The 24,030-nt window shown below is 51.6% G+C and carries 18 protein-coding genes and 4 tRNA genes; 14 read left to right on the forward strand and 8 right to left on the reverse strand.

The features are described 5' to 3' along the window. Positions 1-2 precede the first annotated feature (2 nt). The 3 genes from AB1483_05185 to AB1483_05195 form a co-directional block, all read right to left on the reverse strand. Positions 3-746: a C4-type zinc ribbon domain-containing protein gene (locus tag AB1483_05185; GenBank protein MEW6411854.1), complete on the reverse strand. Its 744-nt coding sequence runs from the start codon at positions 744-746 to the stop codon at positions 3-5. A 156-nt stretch (positions 747-902) separates the two neighbouring features. Next, positions 903-976: transfer RNA gene (locus tag AB1483_05190), tRNA-Val, on the reverse strand. Positions 977-996: 20 nt separating this feature from the next. Continuing rightward, positions 997-1,070: transfer RNA gene (locus tag AB1483_05195), tRNA-Ile, on the reverse strand. 714 nt (positions 1,071-1,784) lie between these two features. Between AB1483_05195 and AB1483_05200 the strand changes: the two genes are divergently transcribed. Both AB1483_05200 and AB1483_05205 read left to right on the forward strand, forming a co-directional pair. Further along, the gene (locus tag AB1483_05200; protein MEW6411855.1) at positions 1,785-2,282 is read left to right on the forward strand and encodes a transposase; all 498 of its coding nucleotides are present in this window, start codon (positions 1,785-1,787) and stop codon (positions 2,280-2,282) included. A gap of 253 nt (positions 2,283-2,535) precedes the next feature. Next, positions 2,536-3,309 carry a hypothetical protein gene (locus AB1483_05205; protein MEW6411856.1) on the forward strand — a complete coding sequence of 258 codons (774 nt, stop codon included), beginning with the start codon at positions 2,536-2,538 and terminating at the stop codon, positions 3,307-3,309. 1,351 nt (positions 3,310-4,660) lie between these two features. On the opposite strand, the gene AB1483_05210 is transcribed toward AB1483_05205, so the two are convergent. Further along, the gene (locus AB1483_05210) at positions 4,661-5,320 is read right to left on the reverse strand and encodes a nitrilase-related carbon-nitrogen hydrolase (GenBank protein ID MEW6411857.1); all 660 of its coding nucleotides are present in this window, start codon (positions 5,318-5,320) and stop codon (positions 4,661-4,663) included. 493 nt (positions 5,321-5,813) lie between these two features. On the opposite strand from AB1483_05210, the gene AB1483_05215 reads away from it, so the two are divergent. Then, on the forward strand, positions 5,814-8,147 hold the full coding sequence (locus AB1483_05215; protein MEW6411858.1) for an ABC transporter substrate binding protein: 2,334 nt from the start codon (positions 5,814-5,816) through the stop codon (positions 8,145-8,147). An 88-nt stretch (positions 8,148-8,235) separates the two neighbouring features. After that, positions 8,236-9,591: an NAD(P)/FAD-dependent oxidoreductase gene (locus AB1483_05220; GenBank protein MEW6411859.1), complete on the forward strand. Its 1,356-nt coding sequence runs from the start codon at positions 8,236-8,238 to the stop codon at positions 9,589-9,591. Here the strand turns inward: AB1483_05220 and AB1483_05225 are convergent. Then, on the reverse strand, positions 9,538-10,179 hold the full coding sequence (locus tag AB1483_05225) for a CDP-alcohol phosphatidyltransferase family protein (GenBank protein ID MEW6411860.1): 642 nt from the start codon (positions 10,177-10,179) through the stop codon (positions 9,538-9,540). The genes AB1483_05220 and AB1483_05225 overlap by 54 nt on opposite strands. Before the next feature lie 135 nt (positions 10,180-10,314). On the opposite strand from AB1483_05225, the gene AB1483_05230 reads away from it, so the two are divergent. From AB1483_05230 to AB1483_05250, 5 genes are all read left to right on the forward strand, one after another. After that, positions 10,315-11,508: an N-6 DNA methylase gene (locus AB1483_05230; GenBank protein ID MEW6411861.1), complete on the forward strand. Its 1,194-nt coding sequence runs from the start codon at positions 10,315-10,317 to the stop codon at positions 11,506-11,508. 103 nt (positions 11,509-11,611) lie between these two features. After that, a complete protein-coding gene (locus AB1483_05235) occupies positions 11,612-12,949 on the forward strand; it encodes a HAMP domain-containing sensor histidine kinase (GenBank protein ID MEW6411862.1) in 1,338 nt (445 codons plus the stop codon). After that, the gene (locus AB1483_05240; GenBank protein MEW6411863.1) at positions 12,942-14,276 is read left to right on the forward strand and encodes a sigma-54 dependent transcriptional regulator; all 1,335 of its coding nucleotides are present in this window, start codon (positions 12,942-12,944) and stop codon (positions 14,274-14,276) included. Before AB1483_05235 ends, AB1483_05240 begins: the two co-directional genes overlap by 8 nt. A gap of 175 nt (positions 14,277-14,451) precedes the next feature. Next, positions 14,452-15,510 carry a hypothetical protein gene (locus AB1483_05245; GenBank protein ID MEW6411864.1) on the forward strand — a complete coding sequence of 353 codons (1,059 nt, stop codon included), beginning with the start codon at positions 14,452-14,454 and terminating at the stop codon, positions 15,508-15,510. Between the two features lie 26 nt (positions 15,511-15,536). Beyond that, positions 15,537-16,808, forward strand: coding sequence for a hypothetical protein (locus AB1483_05250; GenBank protein MEW6411865.1), 1,272 nt, complete (start codon positions 15,537-15,539; stop codon positions 16,806-16,808). Positions 16,809-16,816: 8 nt separating this feature from the next. On the opposite strand, the gene AB1483_05255 is transcribed toward AB1483_05250, so the two are convergent. Genes AB1483_05255 through AB1483_05265 form a run of 3 tightly spaced genes read right to left on the reverse strand, consistent with a single transcriptional unit; the run spans position 16,817 to position 20,007 of the window. Next, on the reverse strand, positions 16,817-17,872 hold the full coding sequence (locus AB1483_05255) for a glycosyltransferase family 1 protein (GenBank protein MEW6411866.1): 1,056 nt from the start codon (positions 17,870-17,872) through the stop codon (positions 16,817-16,819). A gap of 20 nt (positions 17,873-17,892) precedes the next feature. Beyond that, the gene (locus AB1483_05260) at positions 17,893-18,660 is read right to left on the reverse strand and encodes a response regulator (GenBank protein ID MEW6411867.1); all 768 of its coding nucleotides are present in this window, start codon (positions 18,658-18,660) and stop codon (positions 17,893-17,895) included. A gap of 3 nt (positions 18,661-18,663) precedes the next feature. Further along, positions 18,664-20,007, reverse strand: coding sequence for a phosphomannomutase/phosphoglucomutase (locus AB1483_05265; GenBank protein MEW6411868.1), 1,344 nt, complete (start codon positions 20,005-20,007; stop codon positions 18,664-18,666). Between the two features lie 1,127 nt (positions 20,008-21,134). On the opposite strand from AB1483_05265, the gene AB1483_05270 reads away from it, so the two are divergent. From AB1483_05270 to AB1483_05290, 5 genes are all read left to right on the forward strand, one after another. After that, positions 21,135-21,208: transfer RNA gene (locus AB1483_05270), tRNA-Val, on the forward strand. Between the two features lie 144 nt (positions 21,209-21,352). Continuing rightward, positions 21,353-21,426 (forward strand) — tRNA-Asp (locus AB1483_05275). A 190-nt stretch (positions 21,427-21,616) separates the two neighbouring features. Next, on the forward strand, positions 21,617-22,012 hold the full coding sequence (locus AB1483_05280; protein ID MEW6411869.1) for a TIR domain-containing protein: 396 nt from the start codon (positions 21,617-21,619) through the stop codon (positions 22,010-22,012). Next, a complete protein-coding gene (locus AB1483_05285; GenBank protein ID MEW6411870.1) occupies positions 22,012-22,959 on the forward strand; it encodes a caspase family protein in 948 nt (315 codons plus the stop codon). The genes AB1483_05280 and AB1483_05285 overlap by 1 nt, the downstream gene beginning before the upstream one ends. A gap of 76 nt (positions 22,960-23,035) precedes the next feature. After that, a complete protein-coding gene (locus AB1483_05290; protein ID MEW6411871.1) occupies positions 23,036-23,998 on the forward strand; it encodes a hypothetical protein in 963 nt (320 codons plus the stop codon). The last annotated feature ends 32 nt before the right edge of the window (positions 23,999-24,030 follow it).

The following is a 24,030-nucleotide window of genomic DNA, read 5'->3' on the forward strand; positions in this document are numbered from 1 at the left end:
ATTTAATTTGATTCGTTATCATCCCAGTACAAAAGCCGTCCGCAGTTGTCGCAGGTCAGGATGCTCTCCGCTTTGCGGATATCCTGAATCTTTTTCGGCGTAAGCGCCTTGTAGCAAGCTCCGCAGGCACGGTGTTTGATCGCCACTACGGCCGAGCCGCCTTTCCCCTTGCGAACGCGTTCGTACGACGACATGATCGGGCGCGGAATCATCGAAGCCACCTCTTTGCGCTCCCCTCTCTTGACCGAGGTCGTGTCGCCGATCGAGTCGATCTTCTGCTGAAGAATCTCGAGCTGTTTTGTGTTGTTCTCGGTCACCTGATCGAGCTTCTCTTTGAACTCGACTGCGTTTTTCTCGAGAGTCGTGATCAGTTCGATAGTCTCCAGAAGTTCGGTTTCTTTGGTAGAGATTTCGTTTTTCACCGAGTCGATTTCGGCGACCAGGGCATCGTATTCCTTGTTGGTCTTGATCGACATCATCTGCTGCTGGTATTTCTGAAGTTCCGCTTCCTTGGATGCTATCTCGAGTTCAAGGGTCTGTTGTTTGACCTTGGCGTCTTCGAGGCCCTGCGCGGTGCCCTCGTATCTGGCCTGGCTTTCCTGGATTTCCCGGTTGAGGTTCTCCATCATATCGGGAAGGTATTCTTTTGATCTCTCCAGTTCGCCGAGGTCGTAGTCTATTATTTGAAGTTTTAGAAGCTGTTCGATTTGGTTTTGCACCAGGGTCTCCTTGCCGGGGTCTGCCATAACACTCACTCCAAACTAAAAACGCATCCGTCCGGATATCAGGACGAATGCGTTCCTCAATTTCTCGTTATGCCGCGTTTTTCCCATTGGTACAACGGGGATTTTGACGGCTGCTCGCAAGATGCTTTTACAAAATTTACGGTTCATTTCTCAAAATGGGCAATACTGGATTCGAACCAGTGACCTCTCGGATGTGAACCGAACGCTCTAACCAACTGAGCTAATTGCCCTTTAAACTTCCTCCAAATCATGGGCCCTGCAGGACTTGAACCTGCGACCCGCTGATTATGAGTCAGCTGCTCTAACCAACTGAGCTAAGGGCCCAAACCAGCATAGTGTGGTATATTAATCCAAAACCGGCTGAGCGTCAAGCCCATTTACCCATTTACTTTACATATATAACCCTTAAAAACCGGGTATGTTTCCCCGCCCAATACAGTACTTGATAGGTATTATTTCGGCAGAAACGATGGATTTGTTAGCAATTGCGCCGATTTTGGCTGATCGTGGCTTCAAAAAAGCCGAGGTGGGCTGTGCTCCGGCGGACACGCCACGAGCAACGCGATGAGCCGTGTACCGACGAAGTCGGCATCTTCTCCCGATTGACAAACGACCCAATTTGACCGTCATTGTGGCAAATACAAAAATGCGGGAGGACCAGTTGCGACGTCTTAGTAGTTCCACTAAAACGAACGTAGGTCGAAACCCCTGCCCATCAGGGTCTGTCGTCAGACAGAGGTTTCGACAGACTCTTAAGAACGGAGAAACAACGGTAGGTCGAAACCCCTGCCCGTCAGGGTCTCCGCGTAGCGGAGAGGTTTCGACATCCGGGAACAAGAAATGACGAACATTCGAATCCGGTAACCCACCGCTTGCGTTGGGATCGCCCATACAGCACCGCAACGCAAACTTGACAACCGTCCCGTCATCTCCGTCATTATGGTAGAGCCTTAATTGCGGGAGGATAAAAATGCCATCTTTCTCCGGTACCCCACCGCTTGCGGTGGGATCGCTTCAAAAAAACAGAAAGCTACCTCTATGCCTAAACTGAAACATTATGATGACCTCGGCACCGCCCGCTTCGTGACATTCTGCTGTTATCGAATGGAGAAATCTCTGGCCGACCATCGCTCCAAGGAACTTCTGATCAAGCATCTTGACCTGGCTCGCACCAAACATGGTTTCAAAATCATCGGATACGTCATCATGCCGGAGCATGTTCATCTGGTGCTGATTCCGCCGGACAAAATGAAACTCGGTCTGGTGGTCGGCGAGATAAAGTCGCTAATGGCAAGAGAATTTTTCGTAACGGCTCACGGTGGTGATATCAGAAGACACGTGTTCTGGCAGAAGAGATGCTACGACCACAATTGTCGCACGACCGATGTGGCAAAAGAGAAAATCAGCTACTGGCATTACAATCCCGTCCGGCGGGGTTTGGTTTCGCAGCCAGCCGATTATCGCTGGTCGAATTATAACTGGTACGCGGGTTCGAGTGAATTTCCTTTGAAGATAGATGCTTATGAATTTAGGTGACAGCCAGAGCGTGAGGATCCCACCGCAAGCAGTGGGGTACCCAGATTCAGAGCGTTCAAATGAAACGAGAGGATCCCATAGCAAGCTATGGGTTACCGGTTTGATGCTGAAACCGGACTCCTTCTTTATTGGACTAGTTCACCTCACCCCGACCTCCCCAAGAAAGTGAGCGATTAGTCGCGAGCCGCGTAACCCAAGCTTGACAACCGGCCCTCCATGTCCGTCTTTATGGTAGTTACCACAACGCGGGAGGATGAAAATGCGCGCTTGCCAAATCTCTATTCTTGTGATTTTCGGGATGCTATGCACTTCAGGCACTGTAGCCCAAACCGATAGCACCAGCCACTCGGTAGACACCCCGCGAGAAGCGCTGGAAAGAGCCTTGCAGTACACCGGCTTCAATGAAATCCAAAACCTTCTTGAATCCGAAGACTATTATGGCGTTGAAGTAATAACATTCAAGGACTCGACTATCCCCTTTCTGACTGACCAAGTCTACAACAGGCGCGTATGGAGGATCAGCGTCGTGAATGTACACCTTGACGGCCCCAATTGGCTGCGTGAAACAGTGGAGGCACAGATTCCGAAGAACTTCAAGGTCATAATTGATTCAACAAAGGGTTTCTTTGTAAAAGCCTATTCGGAGTACGAGGGATTTGATCCTCAGCTTGCTCCCGAACCGCCTGCGGCTCATGCGGAGAAGCGTCTGAAACGCGACAAGTTCGCAGCATTTTGTGATACACCTCCGCCCGTGTCGCTTTTTGGTGCGCTTGGGCGCGCGGCGGGATCAGATCCACTTAGCGCCAAGGAACTAGTAGTCTATTTGGTTACAGACAAGGACCAGAACTTGACATGGCAGGTAATAGGCCGTGGCATAGCACCAAGCTACCCTTGGCTAGGCGGGCCTCATCCGGATCCCGAGAACGATCCCATGCTCTATATGTTTAATCGGGCTCGTTCGATCGTCGATGCCAGATCGGGTACGTTGGTTGGAGTGTCAAATCAGCCGCTACCTGAGCAGCGATGATGTGACAGCCATATCTGACAACCCCTTTTTGGCGATTCGGTGAATTCAGCCTAGTTTACATGCTTTATATGTGGGTTGTTTTGGCAGTCGGCCGAAAAACGCAGCCGTGCTAAAGGGCACTAAAAACATAATAAGAGTGGACCCAGTTGTCAAGTTAGTTGCTCAAAAATCTCTTGCTCCATTTTCAAGCCGTTTAAAAGAGATCCGCATCAGAAACACCAACCTCTCACAATATCACTACAACCTTGATGGTAAAAATATCTGCCGCGCCGAAAGTATGAACCAAAATGTTACCAGCGTAGGGCGGGTCCGTCTTCGAACCCGCCACCGCACCAGCGTTCCTTGCAGCGCAGGTGGTGATAATTTGTGCATCCAAATGGCTTTACTTAGAGGGGATAACCACATCCCTGAAAACAGGTTAGGAAGGAAAAACGCGTTTCGGGTCCCACTTAAAAATAACGAAACAAACCCAATTCTGGATTACCCGGTGAATCTGAAGATTCACCGGGCACAACAACAGAATCTGAAGATTCACCGGGGACAAAGTAAACGTAGGGCAGGAGCCTTCTTAGACTCCTGCCACCTCGCGACTCTGCTGTTAACCTGACCGCGTCCGGGTGGCAGGCTCAAACTCGTTTGGGCCTGACAGAAGAAAACATTTCGACCACATCCGTAGGCGTTTGATTTATCAAACGCGACCTGACACCACTCTGTTTCGAACACCCGCGTTGGTAGGCTCACGCCGCGGCGTGAGCCTACCATGAGCAAAAGACCATGAGACACGAAAACATAAAAACAACGAAACGAACCCAAATCGTGGTAACGGCATGAAATGTATTGGCATATGGGGATCTCCCCCGTTCCGTCAGGTGCTGTCCCCGAAAGTTTCGGGGATGTCACCTGACGGCGATCTAATCAAACGCGACATCACGCCTCTTTCCCCCTCGCCCTCCGGGAGAGGGTCGGGGTGAGGGGATTATACAAAAACAACAAAACGAACCCAAATCCGGGTAATGAAATGGATGATAGAGGATTGCGCTGAAAAATACGGACACACCATCATGGTAGAATCCTTGACGGTTCTAGCTTGCTGGATTCCGTTTTTCAACGGAATGACGCGATCTTGCCCATCGCATCTAACGGGTTCCGTCAGGTGCTGGGCTCGAAAGCCCGACACAACATTTCCGGGTGGCAGGCTCAAACTCGTGTGGGCCCGACATACATTTCGTAGGGGTTCAAAATTTTGAACCCCTACGGGACAATTAACAATTGACGATTAAAAATAACGAAACGAACCCAAATACGGGTAAATGCTATGCAGATACGCGATTACGACGAAAAAACGACAGCCTCAAATCGTAACATCCAACACTGTCTCCGAAGTCTCGTCGGCCTGAGCGAGCACCTGGCCATCAGGGTCAGCCACCATCGAGCTGCCCCCGAACTCATTGACGCCATCATCCCCCACAGCGTTGATCCCGACCACCCAAATACTGTTCTCGATAGCCCGCTGGACAATGAGTTCTTTGAAATCGCCCACTCGCACCCGGGGAAAGGCCGATGGTACGAAAATCATTTTCGCGCCGCGTATAGCCAAACGGTTAAAAAGCTCCGGAAAACGAAGGTCATAACACGTTGCCACACCCAGAACACCGAACACGGATTGGATGAGACCCGGCGCGCTGCCCGGTGTATAAACCGATGCTTCGTTCATTGGCTCAAAGAGATTTATCTTGTCGTAAATTTGATATTCGCCACCGTGAAAATACATGTAGGAATTATAAAGACGACCCTCATGCGACCGTGGAAACCCGATAAAAACCGCGAACGGATACTCCCGCAGAACGCGCGCCAATTCCTCGAAATCAACCCCCTGCCCGCCATCGTAGAGACATCCCGAGGTAGTCAACTCCGGAAAACAGACAATATCAGCGTGACTCCCCACCGCTTCATCGAGAAACCTTCGGTAATCCGGATTGCCGATATCTTTTTGAATCAACCTGATTTTCATAACACACTGCCCCCATTAATAACGTTACTTTACAAAATAAGAATTGGCGGTACACGAAGTCAAATGTCATATATAAAGGCTGGAATCTCACTCGGATGGCGGAATGCCAATTTATTAAGACCTCAAGGGCGGGTCCGTCCCTGTCCGCCTTCGGAGGATTCGAAACCGCCGTTGCAAAAAGGTAGGCGTTTGATTTATCAAACGCGTCGATGTATCCTAACGTCACGGTCAGATAATGACCCCGTGAAGAGCGGGGACAACGCAACGAACGGGCAGATGAGGACATCTGCCGCGCACAGAAAGACGCAGAGCTACTCTTTGTAGCCACACGCCGCGGCGTGCGGCTACGGAGTCTTACCTGCGTGGAGAACCAGAGGAGGCATTTCGACACCGGAAATCTCTTGTCAGAATTTGCTTTATATACGGGGCCGAATTCCCTATTATCCGGCTGTGCCACAACTCAATAAAATAGCTTATGATGGAGAACTTTGATATGCTCAGGCATCTAACTATGCTCGGTCTGCTGATTCTTGCCCTGACCGCGACGGTTTCCACCGCCGCCGAAACCAAACACTCTTTCAACCTCGGTTATTTCGAGGCCGGACCCAACCCCGAACACTCCCTGCTTCGGACCGAATTCTACAACCAGCTCAGTCAACTTTTACCCGATGGCTACCAGTATGTGCGAATACCGAACGGCTTCCGCTCGGCGGAATGGAATCGCGACGACTGTAAACGGATGGCGCGCGAGCTTGTGAGAGAGAAGGATGTCGATATCCTGATAGCGATGGGGCCGTGGGTGGTCAACGACCTAATCGAAGCTGGTTACGACCGTCCGATTCTGGCCATCCACCAGTTCAATCCGCGCTATGAGGGCTTGCTCGATGAAAACGGCCGTCCGGTGATCGACAACCTGACTGTCCACGAGCAGCCCGGGAAAATGTTCGATGACCTTCGGGTTCTGACAGGGCTGGTCGATGTTAAACGCCTGGGCTTTCTGTTTTTTCCGTCGGCAGGTGAACAGGAAAAAGTATTGGCCGAGCTGACCGCTATCGGCGAGAAGCTCGGGTTCGAAGTGATCACAGCCGATGAATACGACAATTATGGTGTCTTCGCATATTTTAAATCGTTTCATAGTCTGCCGAAAGATATCGATGCCATCTATATCGGACCATCGGCGAATCTGAAGACCGAGAATATCTCCAGTTTCCTTCAGTTGCCAATCAACGATGGTACCCCGCTGTTTGCTTACGAAGGTAAAGTGGTGCTTGAAAAAGGCGCTTTCGCGACGGCATCGTATTTCACGGCACTGTCCGAAGCTCGATTCAATGCTGACAAAGCGGTGCGCATCATGACAGGTGAAAAGCCGGCCGATCTTCCGGTGGCTTTCCGCGGCGCGATGGGACTGGCTGTCAACAACGAGGTCGCGCTCCAGTGCGGAATCCATCTGCCTGAGGCAGTATTGAGCGACTTTTTTGTTGTCGAAGCGAAGCCGGCTGAGGATGCTCCTTATTTCACTCTGGCCGATGCTGTTAATCGGGCCGCTATGCAAAACCCGGGTTATCTGGCGCAGTACGATGCTCTCGAAGCGGCGGTGCAGACAGCAGGGCAGGCGCGGGCCGAGTATATGCCGCAGATCTATGGCACAGCGGGACTTCTGTATGTCGACAATAACACCGCCGATAACTACCGCGACCTTATAAGTAATGACCAGTACTACGCGAGCCTGAATCTCGAACAGAAAATTGTTTCGCTGGAGACTCTCAAGTCAATCAAAGTCGCCGCACAAGAGCGCGAGCTTGAAAATATTAACCTGACCAAGGCACAGCTCGATCTTGAACTGGCCGTAAGCCTGGCTTATCTGGAATACTTGAGAGCACAGGAAACCTTCACCACCTGCGTCAATAATCGTACCTTGATAGAGCACAGCCTTGAACTGGCTACCTCGAAAAGCAGAATGGGTGATGGTGACTCGCTCGATGTTGTCCGCCTCGAGGACGAACGCTACCAGGCGACAATCAGGGTTGTCGATGCCCGCGCCGAAGTGCGCGTTGCCAGAGCGATTTTGAATTCCCTGTTCAATCTTCCGGGCGATCGCGACCTCGTGCTGGAAAGTGCCAGGTTTTCCGAAGAGGCGCTGTGGGCATATGAAGGCGAGTTTCAGGACCTTCTGAAAGATCTACCGTCGCAGGAGCAGTTCAAACAATCTATGGTAGCTCAAGCCCTGAGCGAGAATCCAGCCGTCAAAAGTTTTGACACGAGGATAAATATTCAGAAGCAACTGCTGTCGAAAAACTCGGCGCGGTTCTATCCCACGCTCGGTTTCAAAGCCAGCCTGAACTTCTCCGACTGGCTCGAAGATACCCCCTTATTTGAAGAAAACAACACCACCTGGAGTGTGGGCGGTTTTCTCAACATTCCGCTTTTTCTCGGGAAGGAACGTCTTCGAGAGCGCGGCAAACTCAAGGCGAACCTGAGCGAGATGGAGTACCGCCGCGATGATACCAGCCTGAAGATCATGCGCGACATTCACACACAGGTGAACAAACTGATCGCCGCCGACAATCACATGGTACCCGCCTACCAATCCAAAAAACGGGCCACGCAGCTTCTCAGCATAGTCGTGCCCGAATACAGCTCCGGCAAGAGAACCTTGTGGAATCTTCTCGACGCCCAGTCGAATTCGCTTCGCGCCGAACTGAATGCTATCAATGCCAGGTTCGCTTACTGGGAGGCTATCGCCAGACTGGTGCATGCGGCGGGATGGACTGCTCACGATGACTACACTGATTTTCAAGACCAGTTCGGCCTTCACCATTCGAACTAAGATATTGTTCAGCAGAACGTTACATTGATACAGCTTGGCCGGTAACATTCGGGCGCACCATTTACATTCCTCATTGTTATTAGCAGTAATGGATGTAAATAAGTCACCTCATCGGGTAGTGGTTATCGGCGGTGGATTCGGGGGGCTTCATGCCGCCAGGTCCCTGGGCAACACCGATTTGGATGTCGTTTTGGTTGATCGTCGGAATTTCCACCTGTTTCAGCCCCTCCTGTATCAGGTTGCCACAGGCGGACTCTCGCCGGCCGATATTGCTTCCCCGCTCCGGAGCCTTCTTAAACACTACCGGAATGTAAAGACGATAATGGCAGAGGTTCGCAATATCGACATGGCCGGCCGGGAGGTTCATCTCGACCACGGTGCTTTGAGTTATGATACCCTGATAGTCGCCGCCGGCGCCAGCCATGACTATTTCGGCAACGATGACTGGTCTGAGCATGCTACCGGACTGAAGACAATTGAAGACGCGATTGAAATACGCACAAAGATTCTTTCCGCCTTCGAAGCGGCGGAGATACAGACCGACCCGCAGAAGATAAAGAGTCTGCTGACATTTGTAGTTGTGGGAGCCGGGCCAACCGGTTTGGAATTGGCAGGCTCTATTTCGGAAATAGCCTTTCATACCTTGAAAAGGGATTTCCGCAGAATAGACCCGACTCAAGCCAGGATAATACTTGTCGAGGCAACCGACCGCATCGTCGGCAGCTTCCCCGAATCGTTATCGCGTAAGGCGGAGAATCAACTTAAACGACTCAACATCGATATCAAACTCAACGCGAGGGTAGTGAATATCGAAAAAGCCAGCCTTGAGGTTCAGTGTGGTTTTGGTATTGAGACCATCGCGAGTGAAACCATTCTCTGGGCGGCAGGCGTAAAAGCGTCGCCGCTGGGAAAAATTCTTACTGCCGATGATCCCGCCGCGCTGGACCGCCAGGGGAAAGTAAAGGTTGAACCACATCTGAACCTCCGCAAACATGAGGATATTTTCGTTATCGGCGACCTTGCTAATTACACTCATCAGACCGGCCAGCCCCTGCCCGGTCTGGCCCCGGTCGCCATGCAGCAAGGCAGGTATGTTGCCCGGCTGATACGCAAACGTCTGCGAGGCGACTCGCTCGCGCCGTTCAAGTATTTCGACAAAGGGAATCTTGCCACTATCGGGCGCAGGGCGGCTGTCGGGCAACTCGGCCGGTGGAAAGTCAGCGGTTTTCTGGCCTGGCTTGTTTGGCTTTTTGTGCACCTGATGTATCTGGTGGAATTCGAAAACCGTTTGCTTGTACTATTTCAGTGGGCATGGAACTATGTAACCAGAAACAGGGGAGCACGCCTCATTACCGGATATAGCGGTTTGAAACAGCAGAGTAGCCACAGCTTAAACCAATTCAGCGACGAGACGAAACAGGTACACACCAAGGGCAAAAGATGAAAGGCTGACTCGCAACACCTTGTACATTAATTTGTCCCTGAAAACGGGCGGCGCTTGCCCCCTTCGCACATGCCAGAACACCCTCGCGTAGATAAGCGTGGACAGAATTAGCAGGATAACAGTCACCCACGTCGTCAACCAGATACCGAACGGGAATCTGATAACGTAGCTTCCCAAAAGAAATGCCATCACGCCAAACGTATATTTGCCGGTGATATTGGATGGGATCACTACCTTCCTGCCTCTCAGAAGGATCGAGCCGGCAATAAGAATCAGCAGATCCCTTCCGACAATGGCTGCCGCCAGCCAGATGGGAAAGTCGCGGTAGAAAATCAGCAGGACAACGAGAACGCCGGCGAATATCTTATCGGCTATTGGATCCAAAGCGATGCCGAATTCGCTGACCTGCTTGAGGCGACGAGCGAGGTAACCATCGAGGCCATCGGTTATCCCCGCCAGTACCAGCAGCGCGGCGCAGATGAGAGTTGAGCGGCTGTCTCCCTGCGCCAAATAGTAACCGACAAACGGCGTGAGCAGTATCCTCGAGATACTGACTAGATTCGCAATTTGAAACCACTGGTTTGACATGGTAATATCCTTCGGTTACGTCTGGCGCGTGTGATCGAGAGTTAATATATCCGAACCCAAAACGGCCATCAAGCTCAAACGGGGCTGAAAAATTCTATTTTGCAGGAGCCAAGAGTTTAGATATTATTCAATGTTATGAGTGACAAACTGAACCACATCTCACAGGCGTACCTTCGCGACACCGACCTTGCCCATCGCAAGGCTCTCGGGCAGTATTTCACGCCTAAGGACGTCCGGGAGCACCTTCTCTCGCGTTTACCAAGAATGCGCGGAGCATCGGTTCTGGATCCCGCCTGCGGAAGCGGTGAGTTTTTGCTGTCCGCCGGAGAGTTCTTTGAAGACTGTGAACTGTTTGGATGGGAGATTGACCGAAAGCTGGTGAACCTGTGTCGCGAGGTTGTTCCCGAGGCGAAAGTCTCCCGCGTTGACTCCCTCAGGCGGACACTCGACGAGCAGTTCGACTTCGTGATCGGCAATCCGCCCTACTTTGAATTCAAACCCGATGCTGAAGTCAGGAACCGGTTCTCACGGGTAATCAGTGGCCGGGCGAACATTTTCAGTATGTTCGTCCAACTCGGACTCGAAGCTCTCAAACCGGGTGGTTTTCTCGCTTACGTGATCCCGCCGTCGATGAACAACGGAGCGTACTTTGCGGGACTACGCGACTACATTATCCGGCACGCCGACATAGAGTATCTGAAAATTCTGGATTCCTCCGCTCTGTTTGACCGGGCACAGCAGACGGTGATGATCATGGTTTTAAAAAAGGTAGACAACAAAGGTGATTACGTCTTCTCCAGAAGTGGTTTGACGTTGTTCTCACCTGACGCCGGTCGTCTGCGGGACGCTTTTGAGGGCAGAACAACGCTGGACGAACTTGGCTTTACGGTTCGAACCGGACGAGTCGTCTGGAATCAGCACCGGGAAAGTCTCAGCACAAAGCCCGACGGCGCGGTGCCGCTTCTCTGGGCGCACAACATAACTGATGACGGTCTCTCTCTTGGCAATACCGCGAAGCGTCCGCAATATATCAAGTATAACAGGCCCGACTGCGGCCCGGCTATCGTGGTCAACAGGGTTACCGGTGCGGCGACGCGAGTGCGTTTGAAAGCTGCTGTGGTGGAGCCGGGATTTCAGTTTGTGGCTGAAAACCATGTCAATGTCATCTATCCCCCGGCGGGAAAGAACCCATACAGCAGCGTTGGGACTTTGAAACGCATCTGTGAGCAGATAATGTCAGCAAGCACCATTGAGGTGATGAAGCTCATTACCGGCAACACGCAGGTGTCCCGAACGGAACTGGCGCATCTACTGCCGCTGGACTTATAGAAGGTACATCGCTGGACCGAAGACCCAGCGCTACATGCGTTTGTAACATCGAACCATTTTTATTAATGTTGACTATTGTACCGGTTGATGTTTTACTGATTTCATGTTTTCAGGCTCCAAGAGACTCATAGCCATAGCGGTGTTTATCATTGTCGTGATTGTACTGGTCAACGCGATATGGTGGCTTTATTATGATCGTACGCAGACGATGATGGATCGACAGCTTAGCCGACGACTGGCGGCGGTCGCTCACAGCGGAACTGTGGCTATCAAGCCTGAACAGGTCGAGGCCCTCGAACTGGGTGATTTCGACGCGTACGCGGATATATTGACCATCATCGACAAGCTTCGTCAGGCTGACTCCCTGGCCGAGGTCTTTGTTATAGCGCCGGATTACCGCATTCTCGCTTCGACTTCACTTGAGGCCGACTCGATCTATTTTCTGGCTGAGTTGAACGGACAGTATGTCGATTCGGTGCTCTATTCACTTCACGACGTTACCGTCGCGACACCATCGTATCGCACCGGCAGGGTGTATCTGAAATCCGCCTTCGCCCCTCTGGTTGGACCCGATGGTTTGATAGTCGCGGCGCTGGGGGTGGAAGCCAACGTAGATTATTTCGATGTACTCGATGACTTGAAAAACAATATCTACTACTCAAGTCTCCTGTCGATCATTGGCGGACTTGTTATCGGGCTGGTATTTTTATTGTTCCAGAGGCATGTCAACCGTGTCGAGCAGCAACTTTATCTCAATCAGACGCACTCTTATCTGGGCAGAATGGTGGCGGTTGTTTCTCATGAGATTAAAAACCCGCTGATGATTATTCGCGCTTCGGCTGAGAGGTTGCTCAAGAAATTTCAAACCGACGAGAGTCAGTTTATCGTTGAAGAAGTGGACCGTCTCAATCAGATTGTGACCGGTTATCTCGACTTTGCCGGAGCCAAAAGCCGTTTTCTTGAGAACGACAAGCCCCAGACCGTGAACCTGGCGGAGATGGTGGAAAACATAAAGAAACACTTCCAGAGCAAGTATCCGGATAACGAAATCCGGTGGCTGGATTACACTATCGACCCGGGACTGACTATCCAGAGCTATTCGCGTTCGCTACGCCAGATCATTCTCAATCTTCTCATAAACGGTGCGGACGCCTGTCTATCCGCGTCGAAATCGATTGAGATAGGTGTTTCCGCGGAGCAAAGAAACAGCCGGATTATCATAAAAGTTGTTGATCACGGTCCCGGAATCTCCAAAAAGGAATTGAAGAAGATATTCACTCCTTTCTACACCACCAAACAAACCGGTTCAGGGCTTGGACTGTATTTGACCAAGAAAATTGTTGAGGAAATGAAGGGAGTTGTAGATATTGCCAGTCGCAAGGGGGAAAAAACGGAGTTGATTATTAACCTTCCGAAAACACCGGATAAGAACCATGGCTAATATTCTCGTAGTTGATGACGAACCCAAGATGACCTCGCTGATCTGCGGACACCTCGAAGACTCCGGGCACAAGGTTGTGACCACCGTAAAACCGAAGGAGGCGCTGGAGCTTCTCAGAAAACATTCCTTCGATGTGGTTATCACAGATTTGTCGATGCCTGATATATCGGGGATGACCATACTGGAGGAGGCGCTGAAGAAAGAGGGCACGGACGTTATCATGATGACGGCTTACGGCTCGGTGGAATCGGCGGTTGAAGCTATGAAAAAAGGGGCGGCGGATTATCTTCTGAAGCCCTTCCCTCTCGACGAACTCGGACTGGCGGTTGACAAGCTTATCGAACGGCAAAAATTGACATCGCTCTCGGACCATTACAAAGACGTAATCGACCAGACAACTTATACCGAGTTCATAGGCGACTCCGCGGCGGCGATGCGGGTGAAGGAGCTTGTGACAAAGGTCGCGGGTTCGGATGCCACGGTGTTGTTGACCGGCAAATCCGGCACGGGTAAAGAGATCGCGGCACGGATGCTTCACGATCTCTCGCCGCGGGCGCAGAAACCTTTTATCGCCGTGAACTGCGCGGCGCTCACGGAAACGCTGCTGGAGTCGGAACTGTTCGGGCACGAGAAGGGCGCATTTACCGGCGCAGTGGCGAGAAAGAGAGGACGGTTCGAGTTGGCCGAAGGCGGGACTATCTTCCTCGACGAAATCGCGGAAACATCGACTGCCCTGCAATCTAAATTGCTCCGTGTTCTCGAAGAGCGAAAGCTGGTAAGAGTTGGAGGAGTCGATCTTATCGATATCGATGTTCGGGTGGTGGCCGCCACCAACCGAAATTTGAAAGAGGAGATGGAGTCCGGAGGATTCCGTGAGGATCTTTATTTCAGGCTGAACGTCTTCCCGATAAATATTCCCAATCTGGCTGATCGCCGCGATGATATCATACCTTTAGCGGAGCACTTTCTGCGAAAGCTCAACTACGCACACCGGACTATTTCCGCCGATGTGGCCGACATTTTGTTGCGATATGACTGGCCGGGCAACATTCGAGAGCTTAAAAACGTCATTGAGAGAGCAGTAATACTCGCCGGCGGTGAACCTCTGTCGAACGAGGATTTCTCGCTGGAACTGGATGACAGCCCGCTTGTTGGAGACTCTGGGGATCTGGTTAAAGTGTCCGGCGGTCTTGAAACCGCTGAAAAGAAGATGATTCTGGATGCCCTGGAGAAAACCGGTGGCAATAAAACAGAAGCCGCAAAAATGTTAAGGATAACCCGAAGAAGGCTTTATAGCCGGATGAAAGTCCACGGAATCAAGGCATAATGTGCCAATGGGGACAAAAAATGTACCTTAAAGTACGGCAAGGTACACCGATTAGTGTTCAAAACGTGATTCGGTTGTATTAAGATGTTGTCAGACAATATATTAAATAGGCACACACTCTCCGGCACGCTATTTGTAGGTAATGTTGCCAGAGTTGTAAGGAGAGTGATATAATATGAATAAGAAGTACTTTGGATATCTTGTTTTCGCTGGCCTGATCCTTTTGTTTGCCTCATCGGCGTTTAGCCAGGGGTCGGCAGATATGGGCAGGGCTCAAAGCGAACTGGAGCGGACCGACGAGATGCTGGCTATGGCCAGAGATGCTGTCCGAATCGCCAATGATGTACAGGCCCAGGTCGTGCTTGAAAAGCAGATTGAAGGCGCTGAGTCTCTGCAGGAGCAGGCTAAGGATTACTTTCAGCAGGGTGGGACAAACGGCTACAAGACTGCCATTGCTCTGACCCAGCAGGCTCGCGAATTGGCCAAGAAGGCCATGACCGCCGCGCGTTATACTCAGCAGAATCAGGACGCGGTGCAGCGTAAGATCGAACGTGCCGAGCAGCTTCTCGAGCGGGCCCAGGAAGAAGTTCGTCTCCAGCAGAATGAAGGCATGCTGGCGATTTATGAGTCGGCCGAAAATAATCTGAGGACGGCTCAGGAATTTTATCGCGACGGTGAGTACAAACCGGCGCTGAAGCTTGCCAATCAGGTGGAGAACGCGGTTCGTCGGATTATCAGTGCCTCCAACAGGCTCTTGCTTGGTCCGGCCAATCTTGATAGATACAAACAGGATGTCGAGGCGGTACTGGAAGGTACTCGTAAGCAGATTGCCACCTGTGACTCCGAAACAGCGTTAAAACTCTTGGAGCAGGCTCAGCAGTCGTATTCGCTTGCGCTGAACCTCGCGACCGACGATAATAAGCAGAAGATGGCAATGGAAGCTTTCCAGGCTGCCAAGAAACTCGCCACGAGGGCGAGATTGGAATGCAGCGGTTTCGATGGAACGCTTTCGGAGCGTTACGAAAAGCTGCTTAATGAAGCTGATCAGATTAGTGAACTGGTTCCTTCGGATAACGAAAACGCCCGTCAGCTTCTGGATCAGGTATACGAGCAACTGGATTTAGCTCGGGGTTACATCGACAATGGAGATACCGAGGCGGCCGCCGCCTCGTTGAAAGCGGCTCAACTGACGCTTAACCAGTTGATTAAGCTGCTCGATGTAGATACCGATTAAACACAAGACACAGCAATGAGGTAAGGTTGCGGTTATTCTGGAGAGTCGTTTTAACCACAACTTTCATGATAGCCGGTGGCTACCATACAAACGAAGCCGCCGGTTTTCAGTATAACGCAGGCATCGGCTACGATTTTCTCTCTCAGGAATATTTTCTTGATTCAGCGGCGCAGTCGGGGGTGGATTCTGTCCTGACAGACTGGTCGCTTCGCACCGATTACCTTGACGATGTCAAGGGCATACTATCTTTCACCGTCCTTCCCCTGAATGACCGTCGGCTCGCTTTCACTACCCGTTACGAGCAGACCTCGGATTTTTTCAGACTCAAGTTCATCGGTGATGCTCGTGCTAATCTTGGTGACAGCCGCCTTGACTTAAACGGAGAACTCGATTGGCGGCATCGCCATGATGGTGAGGCTAGTTTCGGCGATAGTTATGTCTATGGGTATTCGCGAGCAAAACTGGCGGTACCACTGAACGAATCCGTGAAAAGCATTTTCGAAGTACGGGGTGAGTTCGTGCAGTTCGATTCGGTGACGACCACCAGTTATAACTACTACAGGGTGGGCGGTAAGATCGGGCTGGAGAAGTTTTTCGAGAACTTTTCTTTTGGGGATATCAAGGCGAAATTTCAGACCAGACAGGCGCCGGACTCATCGGCGATGAACTATGTCAATTTTGGCGCGGAGGGCACATACTTCGGATTCTACACCGGCGGAGATATCGATCTCTACGCGAATGTTGAGCGCAAGGACTACAATCTTTTGGACGGTCGTAACGATTTCTGGCGGTTCGAACTCGAGGGACGCAACAAGGTTCGTTTGAAGGAGCGTTATTTCACGAGCCAGGAGATCGATTTCGAGTATATGGTTTATGATCCGAATGATCCGGTCAATCTGGACTATTATATTCTTGAACTTACGCTTCTGGCCGGTTTCGAGTCGCCGGCGTTCACTATCGGGGTGGGGCCTGAGGTTGAGGCGCTGCATGAGGCCAAAGACGATTTCATGGTGAGCGGCGACTACTTCGAGGTCGGCGGCAAGGTTGATGTCGATGTGGTCTCCGGCAGTCGGCTCTTCGTATCGGCCGAGTCGGTGCTGGGGTATCGTGACCTCAAGGACAACGACGATCTTATCACCGACTACACTTACGAGCGCGTCAATTTAATCGGCAACACCGAGATTTTCAAGGGCCTGAGGTTCAATGTTCTGTTCTCGGCTGAGTGGGAGTGGCACACGATAGCCACCAACGACAACAAGATCTTTCTCGTTTCAAGCAGCCTTACCTACGGGATGTGAAACGGGTCTCACGAACTCATAAGCGCTTTGTAAATCTCCACCAGTCGGGCGTAATATTTTTCCCACGTAAACGATTTTGAGCGAGCCATGCCGGCATCGATTGTCGAGGCGCGGTAATCGGCGTCTTGGATAAGACGTTCGATAGCTTTGCGGCTTTCATCGGGTGACCCAGGATCGACCAGGATGGCGCCGTCGCCGGCGATTTCGGCGTTGGCGGAGCGATTGGAAGTGATCACCGGACATCGGTTGGCCATTGCCTCGAGGATGGGCAGACCGAAGCCTTCTTCCCACGACGGTAAGATAGTGGCAATGGCGTTTTGATAGAGAAGGTTGAGGTCATTAGTCTCGACGATATCGAGATGGTGGAGGCGGTCAGAGGGAAATTTGGCGAGGCTGGGTTGGATCTTATCTTTGTAGCCAAAGCCGGGCTGGCCCGCGAGCACAAGATCGACCGACTTTAGCGGCAGGACAGCATCGATCACGTGCGGCAGGTTCTTACGATTTTCGAGGCAACCGACATACAGCACATATTTCTTTGCCAAAAGGGGAGCGATGGCCGGGTTCTGCGGAGATTGAGCCGGGGAGGAGTCGTGAGCGTAGCCGAGATGGACGGCGCGGCATTTGGATGGATCGATAAGGTTGAGCGCCAGAAGGTTTTTGCGGGTGGTCTCGGAGATTGTGATAACGAAATCGGCCTTGAGGATGTCGTCTCTCTGGCGGGCGCCAACTTTCTGCTGGAAGGCCGCGCTCTGATAACTGTTGGGGCTCAGTGACCATACATCGTGAACCATGTAGACGTTCTTGTGAGCTTTGGCACCGAGGGTACGGTGACAGAGTGAATGGGCGATGTCGAATCGCGGGCCGATCAGTCTGGTGAGCGGACCGCTGCGTCGCAGGAGGGTCTTCTCCAGCTTCAGACCTGAGATGTTTCCGGAGCGGTAGTAGCCGGTGGCCTGGATACCAGGGCTGCGGTCGGCCTGCGTGATAGTGTGGTAGCAGACGCGGGCGATGCCGCCGTGGGGCGCGACGGCGTACGAGGTTATGTCATAGGCTACATGGATCATGGTCTGAAGGCATATGCGGGCTACGGACCCTGTTTGCCCGGCGGGTGCGGCACGATCTGGTTGAGCATGCCGACGATTTTTTCGACGCGGAACGGTTTGGTCAAAAAGCCATCGGCGACAGCCTCGACCGATTGGGTGTCAGCATCATCGGGCGACAGGTAAGCGGTCATCATGATAACCGGCAAATCAGCGTAGCGTCCCTTTATCTCTTTTAGCAGCGTGATGCCATCCATGCCGGGCATTTTTATATCGCAGATGACAGCATCGATCTCTCCCCCTTCGAGCACGCGTAACGCCTCTTCCCCATTCGAGACAGCGTGCGGCACGTAATCGTCATAGCGGAGGGCATCGGTCAACATCTCGCGGAAGGTGTCATCGTCATCGACCACCATAACGTTGCGGATGCGATGGGCGACGGTTTCGGGACGGTTCTTGAGCGTATTTTCAATCAGCTCTTCGATGTGGTTTATGCGAAACGGTTTTGCAAGGAAACCATCGGATGAGACACGGCCGATAATTTCCGGCGAGGGAAAACCGGTGATGAACAGAATCGGTAGTTTCGGATAGAGTGAGCGCACTTCGCGGGCCAGCGCGATACCATCCATCTCGGGCATTTTAATGTCGCTGATGAGCATATCGAAGGTGTCGTGGGCGAGCTTGTCGAGAGCGTCCTGGCCTCCCGCGGCGCCGACAGCTTCATAGCCGATAGCGTCGAGAGTGTCGACCAGAAGCTCCAGCAGGTTGGCATCATCATCTACAACGAGGATCTTTGCTTTCGGAGTTGTCATAGCTTATGACCTGATTAAATCCAGAAGTTGTTTGGTTTTCTTGTCGAGGAGTTGTTTGCTGTTGGCTTCGACATTGAGTCGAAGGAGCGGCTCGGTGTTGGACGGGCGCAGGTTGAACCAAAAATCATCGTATTGAACCGTGAGGCCATCGATCCTATCCTGCTCACCATCGGGAAACGCCTTGCTGACCTGCTCGATTTTTTCCGAGGCGGAGTCGACGCGGCTGTTTATTTCGCCGGAGCGGAAGTAGGGGTTGATCTCTTTTATCATTTCATCGAGCGGGCGGTTTTCGACCGAGAGCAGTTCCAGGCAGACCAGGAAAGCGATGAGGCCGGAGTCGGCAAACCAGTTTTCGCGGAAGTAGAAATGGCCGGAGTGTTCCCCGCCGAAGATGGCGTTGTGCTTTTTCATGAGCGGTTTGATGAGGGCGTGGCCGACGCGGGTGCGGATGGCGGTGCCGCCCATGCGTTCGACCAGTTCCGGAACGGCTTTGGAGCAAATCAGATTGTAAAGGATGGCCTCCCCCGGCGATTTGGTGAGCAGCGATTTGGCGACTAACGCGGTGACCATGTCGCCGCCGACCTGATGACCGTTTTTGTCGACGAGGAACATCCGGTCAGCATCACCATCGAACGCCGCGCCGAAGTCGGCTTTGTTTTCGGCGATGGCTTTTTGCAGGTCGACGAGGTTTTCCAGTTCTATTGGTGAGGCCGGGTGATTCGGGAAGGAGCCATCGAGGTCGAAAAACAGCCGCACGGTTTCTATGGGGAGCTGGTCGAGCACCGGCGGGAGGGTTGCCCCCGCCATACCATTGCCGGCATCGAGAGCAATCTTGAACGGCTTGATTTTGGATACATCGACAAACGACAGACAATGCTTGGCGTAATCATCGGCGATGTCGCGCCGGATGATATTGCCGCGGGTGGGGGCTTTGCCGTTCTGGTCGGCCTGCTGGATAGCTTTGAGGATATCGCCGAGACCTTCCTGCCCCGACAGCGGCACAGCGTTTTTGCGGCAGATTTTGAAGCCGTTATATTGTTTGGGATTGTGGCTGGCGGTAATCATCACGCCGCCATCGTACTCGAATTTTCCGACCGCGAAATAGAGGCCATCGGTGGAAATTTTGCCCAGATCGATCACATCGACGCCGTAGTCGAGAATGCCTCGGGCGAGGTTTTCGAAGAGTTCATCGGATGACAGGCGCATGTCTCTTCCGACAGCGATGGTTTTGGGGTTTAGGTATCCGGCCAGGGCGTAGCCGATTTTGTAGGCAATTTCGCCGCTTAGCTGGTTGGGGTAGGTGCCTCGGATGTCGTAGGCTTTGAAGATGGTCGGGTCTATGGACATGGTATCTATTCCTTTTTTGGACAAAATAGGTCAGTTAAACGCATGGGTCAATTAGTTTTGTGGTGTCGGCGCGGGGTGTGGGGTCGGTTGTTTTTTTCATGTTCGTTTATTCTTTTATAACCGGTTTGTGTGGTTTGGGTTCGTTTCCCTATTTTTGATGTTCCTGTGTGTTTTGTTTTGTCGATCATGGTAGGCTCACGCCGCGGCGTGAGCCTACGGACGCGAGTATTCCGAACATAGCCATGTCAGGGCCAAAGCAAGTTTGACCCTGCCACCCGATGTGGCCGTCTCAAAAATCTCCAGTATTTCGTTATTCATCATATAATTGCGCCGATTTGGGTTCGTTTCCTCATTCTTGATGTTGCGTCGGGTCTTGGACTCCGTCAGGAGGTGGTGACCCGATGCGGATCAGGTATAGAGACCGTCAGGTCACACGACCTGACGGAACGATGCTGAGCTGAGTGCGGAATCCTCTGTATTTCGATATTCATCATTTAATTACAGCAGTTTGGGTTCGTTTCATCATTTTATGTAACCCCTCACCCCGGCCCTCTCCCGGAGGGCGAGGGGGAAAGAGGTGTGGCTATGCATTTGATAAATCAAATGCCTACGGGCATGCGTCCGATATCGTAGGGGTTCAAAATTTTGAACCCCTACGAGGGGTGTATCAGGGCCTAAGCAAGTTTGAGCCTGCCACCCGGATGCGGTCTGTGCGTTGAAAAAGAAAATCAGTCCTCCACTTTTCTCTGTATTTCATTCTTCCTCATAATCTTGGAGCAGTTTGGCTTCGTTTCGTTGTTTTGTGTTAATCGCGATCAATTTCCCACCTGCCGCTGACGCTTTAGGTTGGGGTACCGATCGTCTTGTATACATGCAGGTAAGGGGTTATTTAGTACGGTTTTGTAGTGAAATTGCGCGTGGTTCAGGGTCTTCGCTGTTGCGGCAGGTCTTGAAGCCTAGAGGGGTTTGTGACCTGCCGGCCAACGAGTTGGGGTGGGTGAAATATTGGTTTCTTGGGGGCGAATATTTCTTGCCTTTTTGTCATTTTTAGGTATAATTGAGGCCTGCTGAGAGGGCCGCGACGGCATTTTGGCGGATGTTATTTGAAAGCTTGATGATGATCTCTTGGGCGGTTAGCTCAGCTGGTTAGAGCACCTGCCTTACACGCAGGGGGTCACTAGTTCAAATCTAGTACCGCCCATTTTGTACTGCGTGTAGCGAGCGGGTTGAAATCCCTTGTGGTTTCGACATCATCGGTTCGTAGGGCGGGTCCTTCTTAGAACCCGCCGATGTGAGCACGACATGACGGTCGCGTGACGGCGACCTGACATATAGATCAGACACCGGGGTTGTAGTTCAGTTGGTTAGAACGTCTGCCTGTCACGCAGAAGGCCGCGAGTTCGAGTCTCGTCAACCCCGCTTTTTATTTGCAGCACGTTATCAAAATAGCGTGGAGGGAATTGCCAAAATGAGACGATCCCACGGCAAGCGGATGGGTCACCGGGTTTGGGCGCGTATAAAAGACCACCAATTTAAGGTGTGGATTAACGGTTTTTAAGGAGTGGCAGAAAAGATTCAAGTAATAACATCCCGTCAGGAGGACAGAGCGATGGCAAAGAAAAGAGTATTTATCAGTTTCGACTATGATCACGACCTAGACTTGAAGAACCTTTTGGTTGGCCAATCTAAGAATGAGGATTCCCCCTTTGAAGTATACGATTTATCAATAAAGGAAGAACTCTCAGAAGACTGGAAGAAGAAGGCTCGCACAAGGATAAAGGGATGCGACGTAGTTGTCGTCATCTGTGGCGAACATACTGACACGGCGTCCGGCGTCAGCGCGGAATTGAAGATAGCACAAGAAAGAGAAGTGGATGTCGACTATTTTCTCCTATGGGGACGTAAGGACAAGACCTGCAAGAAACCGAAAGCAGCGACCGCTGCGGACAAAATCTACAAGTGGACATGGGATAACCTTCAAGCCCTTATTGGCGGTACAAGATAGTGAGAAGGGCCCTTATAATAGGTGTTGACAAATATCCTACCAACCCTCTTCGCGGATGTGTCAACGATGCTCAGCGGCTAAGCCGCGTCTTGTCCCGGCATCACGATCAAAACGTCAACTTCCAATGTGAGGTTGTAACCGCTCCATCTGACACCGTGACGAGACCAGTTCTACGTCGAAAGATATCAGAATTGTTCGGACAGCCAGCTGACGTAGCCTTCCTGCACTTTTCCGGACATGGTACTGTGAATGGGCTTGGTGGCTACCTCGTCACGCCGGACTATTGCCAATATGACGTAGGAATTGCCATGGCGGAGGTGCTGGCCTTAGCAAACCAGTCACCTGTAACAGACATATTTATCACGCTGGATTGCTGCCACAGTGGTGCCTTCGGTACTTTGCCAGCCGTTAGTGACGATAAAATTGTACTGGCCGACGGGGTATCAGTAATCACCGCAACACGAACTAACCAAGAAGCTCTAGAGGAAGAAGGTGGTGGTGTATTTACGTCGCTTCTAGTTGAGGCACTCGAGGGAGGGGCGGCCGGACTTTGCGGCGAGGTGTCGGCGGCGAGCATTTATGCTTACATTGACAATGCTCTTGGTGCATGGGATCAACGTCCCTTGTTCAAGGCAAATGTGTCTCGTTTCGTAAAGCTTCGTCAGGCGGAGCCCCGCTTACATCCTAGTCTTATCCGAATAATACCTGAATGTTTTCCGCTCCCAGCAGAACTACTGCCACTATCGCCGGAATATGAACCAGAAGCAAATCCTCACGACGAATGTAAAGAGAAGATATTCGGATACTTACAGAAATTCCGAGACGCCGGTCTTGTCAAGCCAGTCGGGGCGGAGCACTTATACCACGCAGCGATGCAAAACAAAGCGTGCCAACTGACGACCTTAGGCAGATACTACTGGCGCCTAGTGCATGAAAAGAAGATCTAGTCAGCGAAATCTGGCAGTTCTTGGGTAGTCTATTCATTAGGGCTTGTTGAAAAAGCGTTGATTTTCGGTAATGCGGATGAAAGCGGTAAGACTCTTTCAAGTAGGCAACCTTAATGGTATTCAGTTGACGAACTTGGCGGTCAACCTGCGGGCTATTCAAGATCATTTCACTTTTGAAGTGCATCCGGAGATTCTGGAGCCGCCCTCTGACGGGCAATTAGCTTCGGGAGCCTACTCAGAAGAGTTGCTATTGGAGTTCATCAAGGATCGAATGAGATCCGCCACCAGCACAGGATACCCTATCGGGATATGCGAACTTGCTCTTGGCAATGAGGAGCTTTTTCAATGCTCTGACGCAGACGGTGCAATCATCTCTATCCACAACTGGAGGCAGAAAGTCACTGGGGATGTCGATCGCTGCCTACAGTTCATTATCGCAGCTTGTCTTCTGGATTTATATAAGGAGATGCCGGTTCATGCCATTGCCGACGTTCGGGCGTGCCCTAGCGATTATTGTGACGATCTTGCGGATCTAAAAATCGGATTTCGGCAATCAATGTTCTGTTCGGAATGTCGGCGGCTCATCATATCGAAACTTGGCATGGATATTCCGCTGGCCGCTTGGGTGGCTGTGCAACGGATTCTGGACAATGCTGCGAACAGGCCGTACTGCTGTATCCTAAGTCCTTTTGGGGATGAACTCAAGGAGATTAATGCCTGCATAAGACAGGTCGCGGCCGAAAAGAACTATCTTTGCGAACGAGCCGATGATATCCCTGGGTCTCGTGATATACTGGAAGTAGTGAAGGAAATGGTTGGAAGGGCTGAGCTCATTATTGCAGTATTGACAAAGGCCAATCCTAATGTTCTGTTTGAAGTAGGCTATATCTACGGCATAAAAAAAGAAGAGCGAGTAGTCTTACTGTTGCAGAGGGGTGACGAAATTCCGCTCTATTTCAAGGCGCGTCAAGTGCTGCTTTATGACCCGGTCGTTGATGTATGTGAGCGACTGGGAGGTGCACTGCGGTCATATTTCTGAGAGCATAGTACCTGTGTTGAGGTTTAGGCCGA

Source organism: Candidatus Zixiibacteriota bacterium, assembly GCA_040756055.1.
In the GTDB taxonomy this organism is placed as follows: domain Bacteria; phylum Zixibacteria; class MSB-5A5; order GN15; family FEB-12.

Coding starts and splice junctions, on each gene's coding strand:
- AB1483_05290 (MEW6411871.1), top strand. CDS start 23,036: ATGAAAGCGGTAAGACTCTTTCAAGTAGGCAACCTTAATGGTATTCAG.
- AB1483_05220 (MEW6411859.1), top strand. CDS start 8,236: ATGGATGTAAATAAGTCACCTCATCGGGTAGTGGTTATCGGCGGTGGA.
- AB1483_05235 (MEW6411862.1), top strand. CDS start 11,612: ATGTTTTCAGGCTCCAAGAGACTCATAGCCATAGCGGTGTTTATCATT.
- AB1483_05205 (MEW6411856.1), top strand. CDS start 2,536: ATGAAAATGCGCGCTTGCCAAATCTCTATTCTTGTGATTTTCGGGATG.
- AB1483_05185 (MEW6411854.1), bottom strand. CDS start 746: ATGGCAGACCCCGGCAAGGAGACCCTGGTGCAAAACCAAATCGAACAG.
- AB1483_05255 (MEW6411866.1), bottom strand. CDS start 17,872: ATGATCCATGTAGCCTATGACATAACCTCGTACGCCGTCGCGCCCCAC.
- AB1483_05245 (MEW6411864.1), top strand. CDS start 14,452: ATGAATAAGAAGTACTTTGGATATCTTGTTTTCGCTGGCCTGATCCTT.
- AB1483_05240 (MEW6411863.1), top strand. CDS start 12,942: ATGGCTAATATTCTCGTAGTTGATGACGAACCCAAGATGACCTCGCTG.
- AB1483_05265 (MEW6411868.1), bottom strand. CDS start 20,007: ATGTCCATAGACCCGACCATCTTCAAAGCCTACGACATCCGAGGCACC.
- AB1483_05215 (MEW6411858.1), top strand. CDS start 5,814: ATGCTCAGGCATCTAACTATGCTCGGTCTGCTGATTCTTGCCCTGACC.
- AB1483_05225 (MEW6411860.1), bottom strand. CDS start 10,179: ATGTCAAACCAGTGGTTTCAAATTGCGAATCTAGTCAGTATCTCGAGG.
- AB1483_05260 (MEW6411867.1), bottom strand. CDS start 18,660: ATGACAACTCCGAAAGCAAAGATCCTCGTTGTAGATGATGATGCCAAC.
- AB1483_05210 (MEW6411857.1), bottom strand. CDS start 5,320: ATGAAAATCAGGTTGATTCAAAAAGATATCGGCAATCCGGATTACCGA.
- AB1483_05230 (MEW6411861.1), top strand. CDS start 10,315: ATGAGTGACAAACTGAACCACATCTCACAGGCGTACCTTCGCGACACC.
- AB1483_05200 (MEW6411855.1), top strand. CDS start 1,785: ATGCCTAAACTGAAACATTATGATGACCTCGGCACCGCCCGCTTCGTG.
- AB1483_05280 (MEW6411869.1), top strand. CDS start 21,617: ATGGCAAAGAAAAGAGTATTTATCAGTTTCGACTATGATCACGACCTA.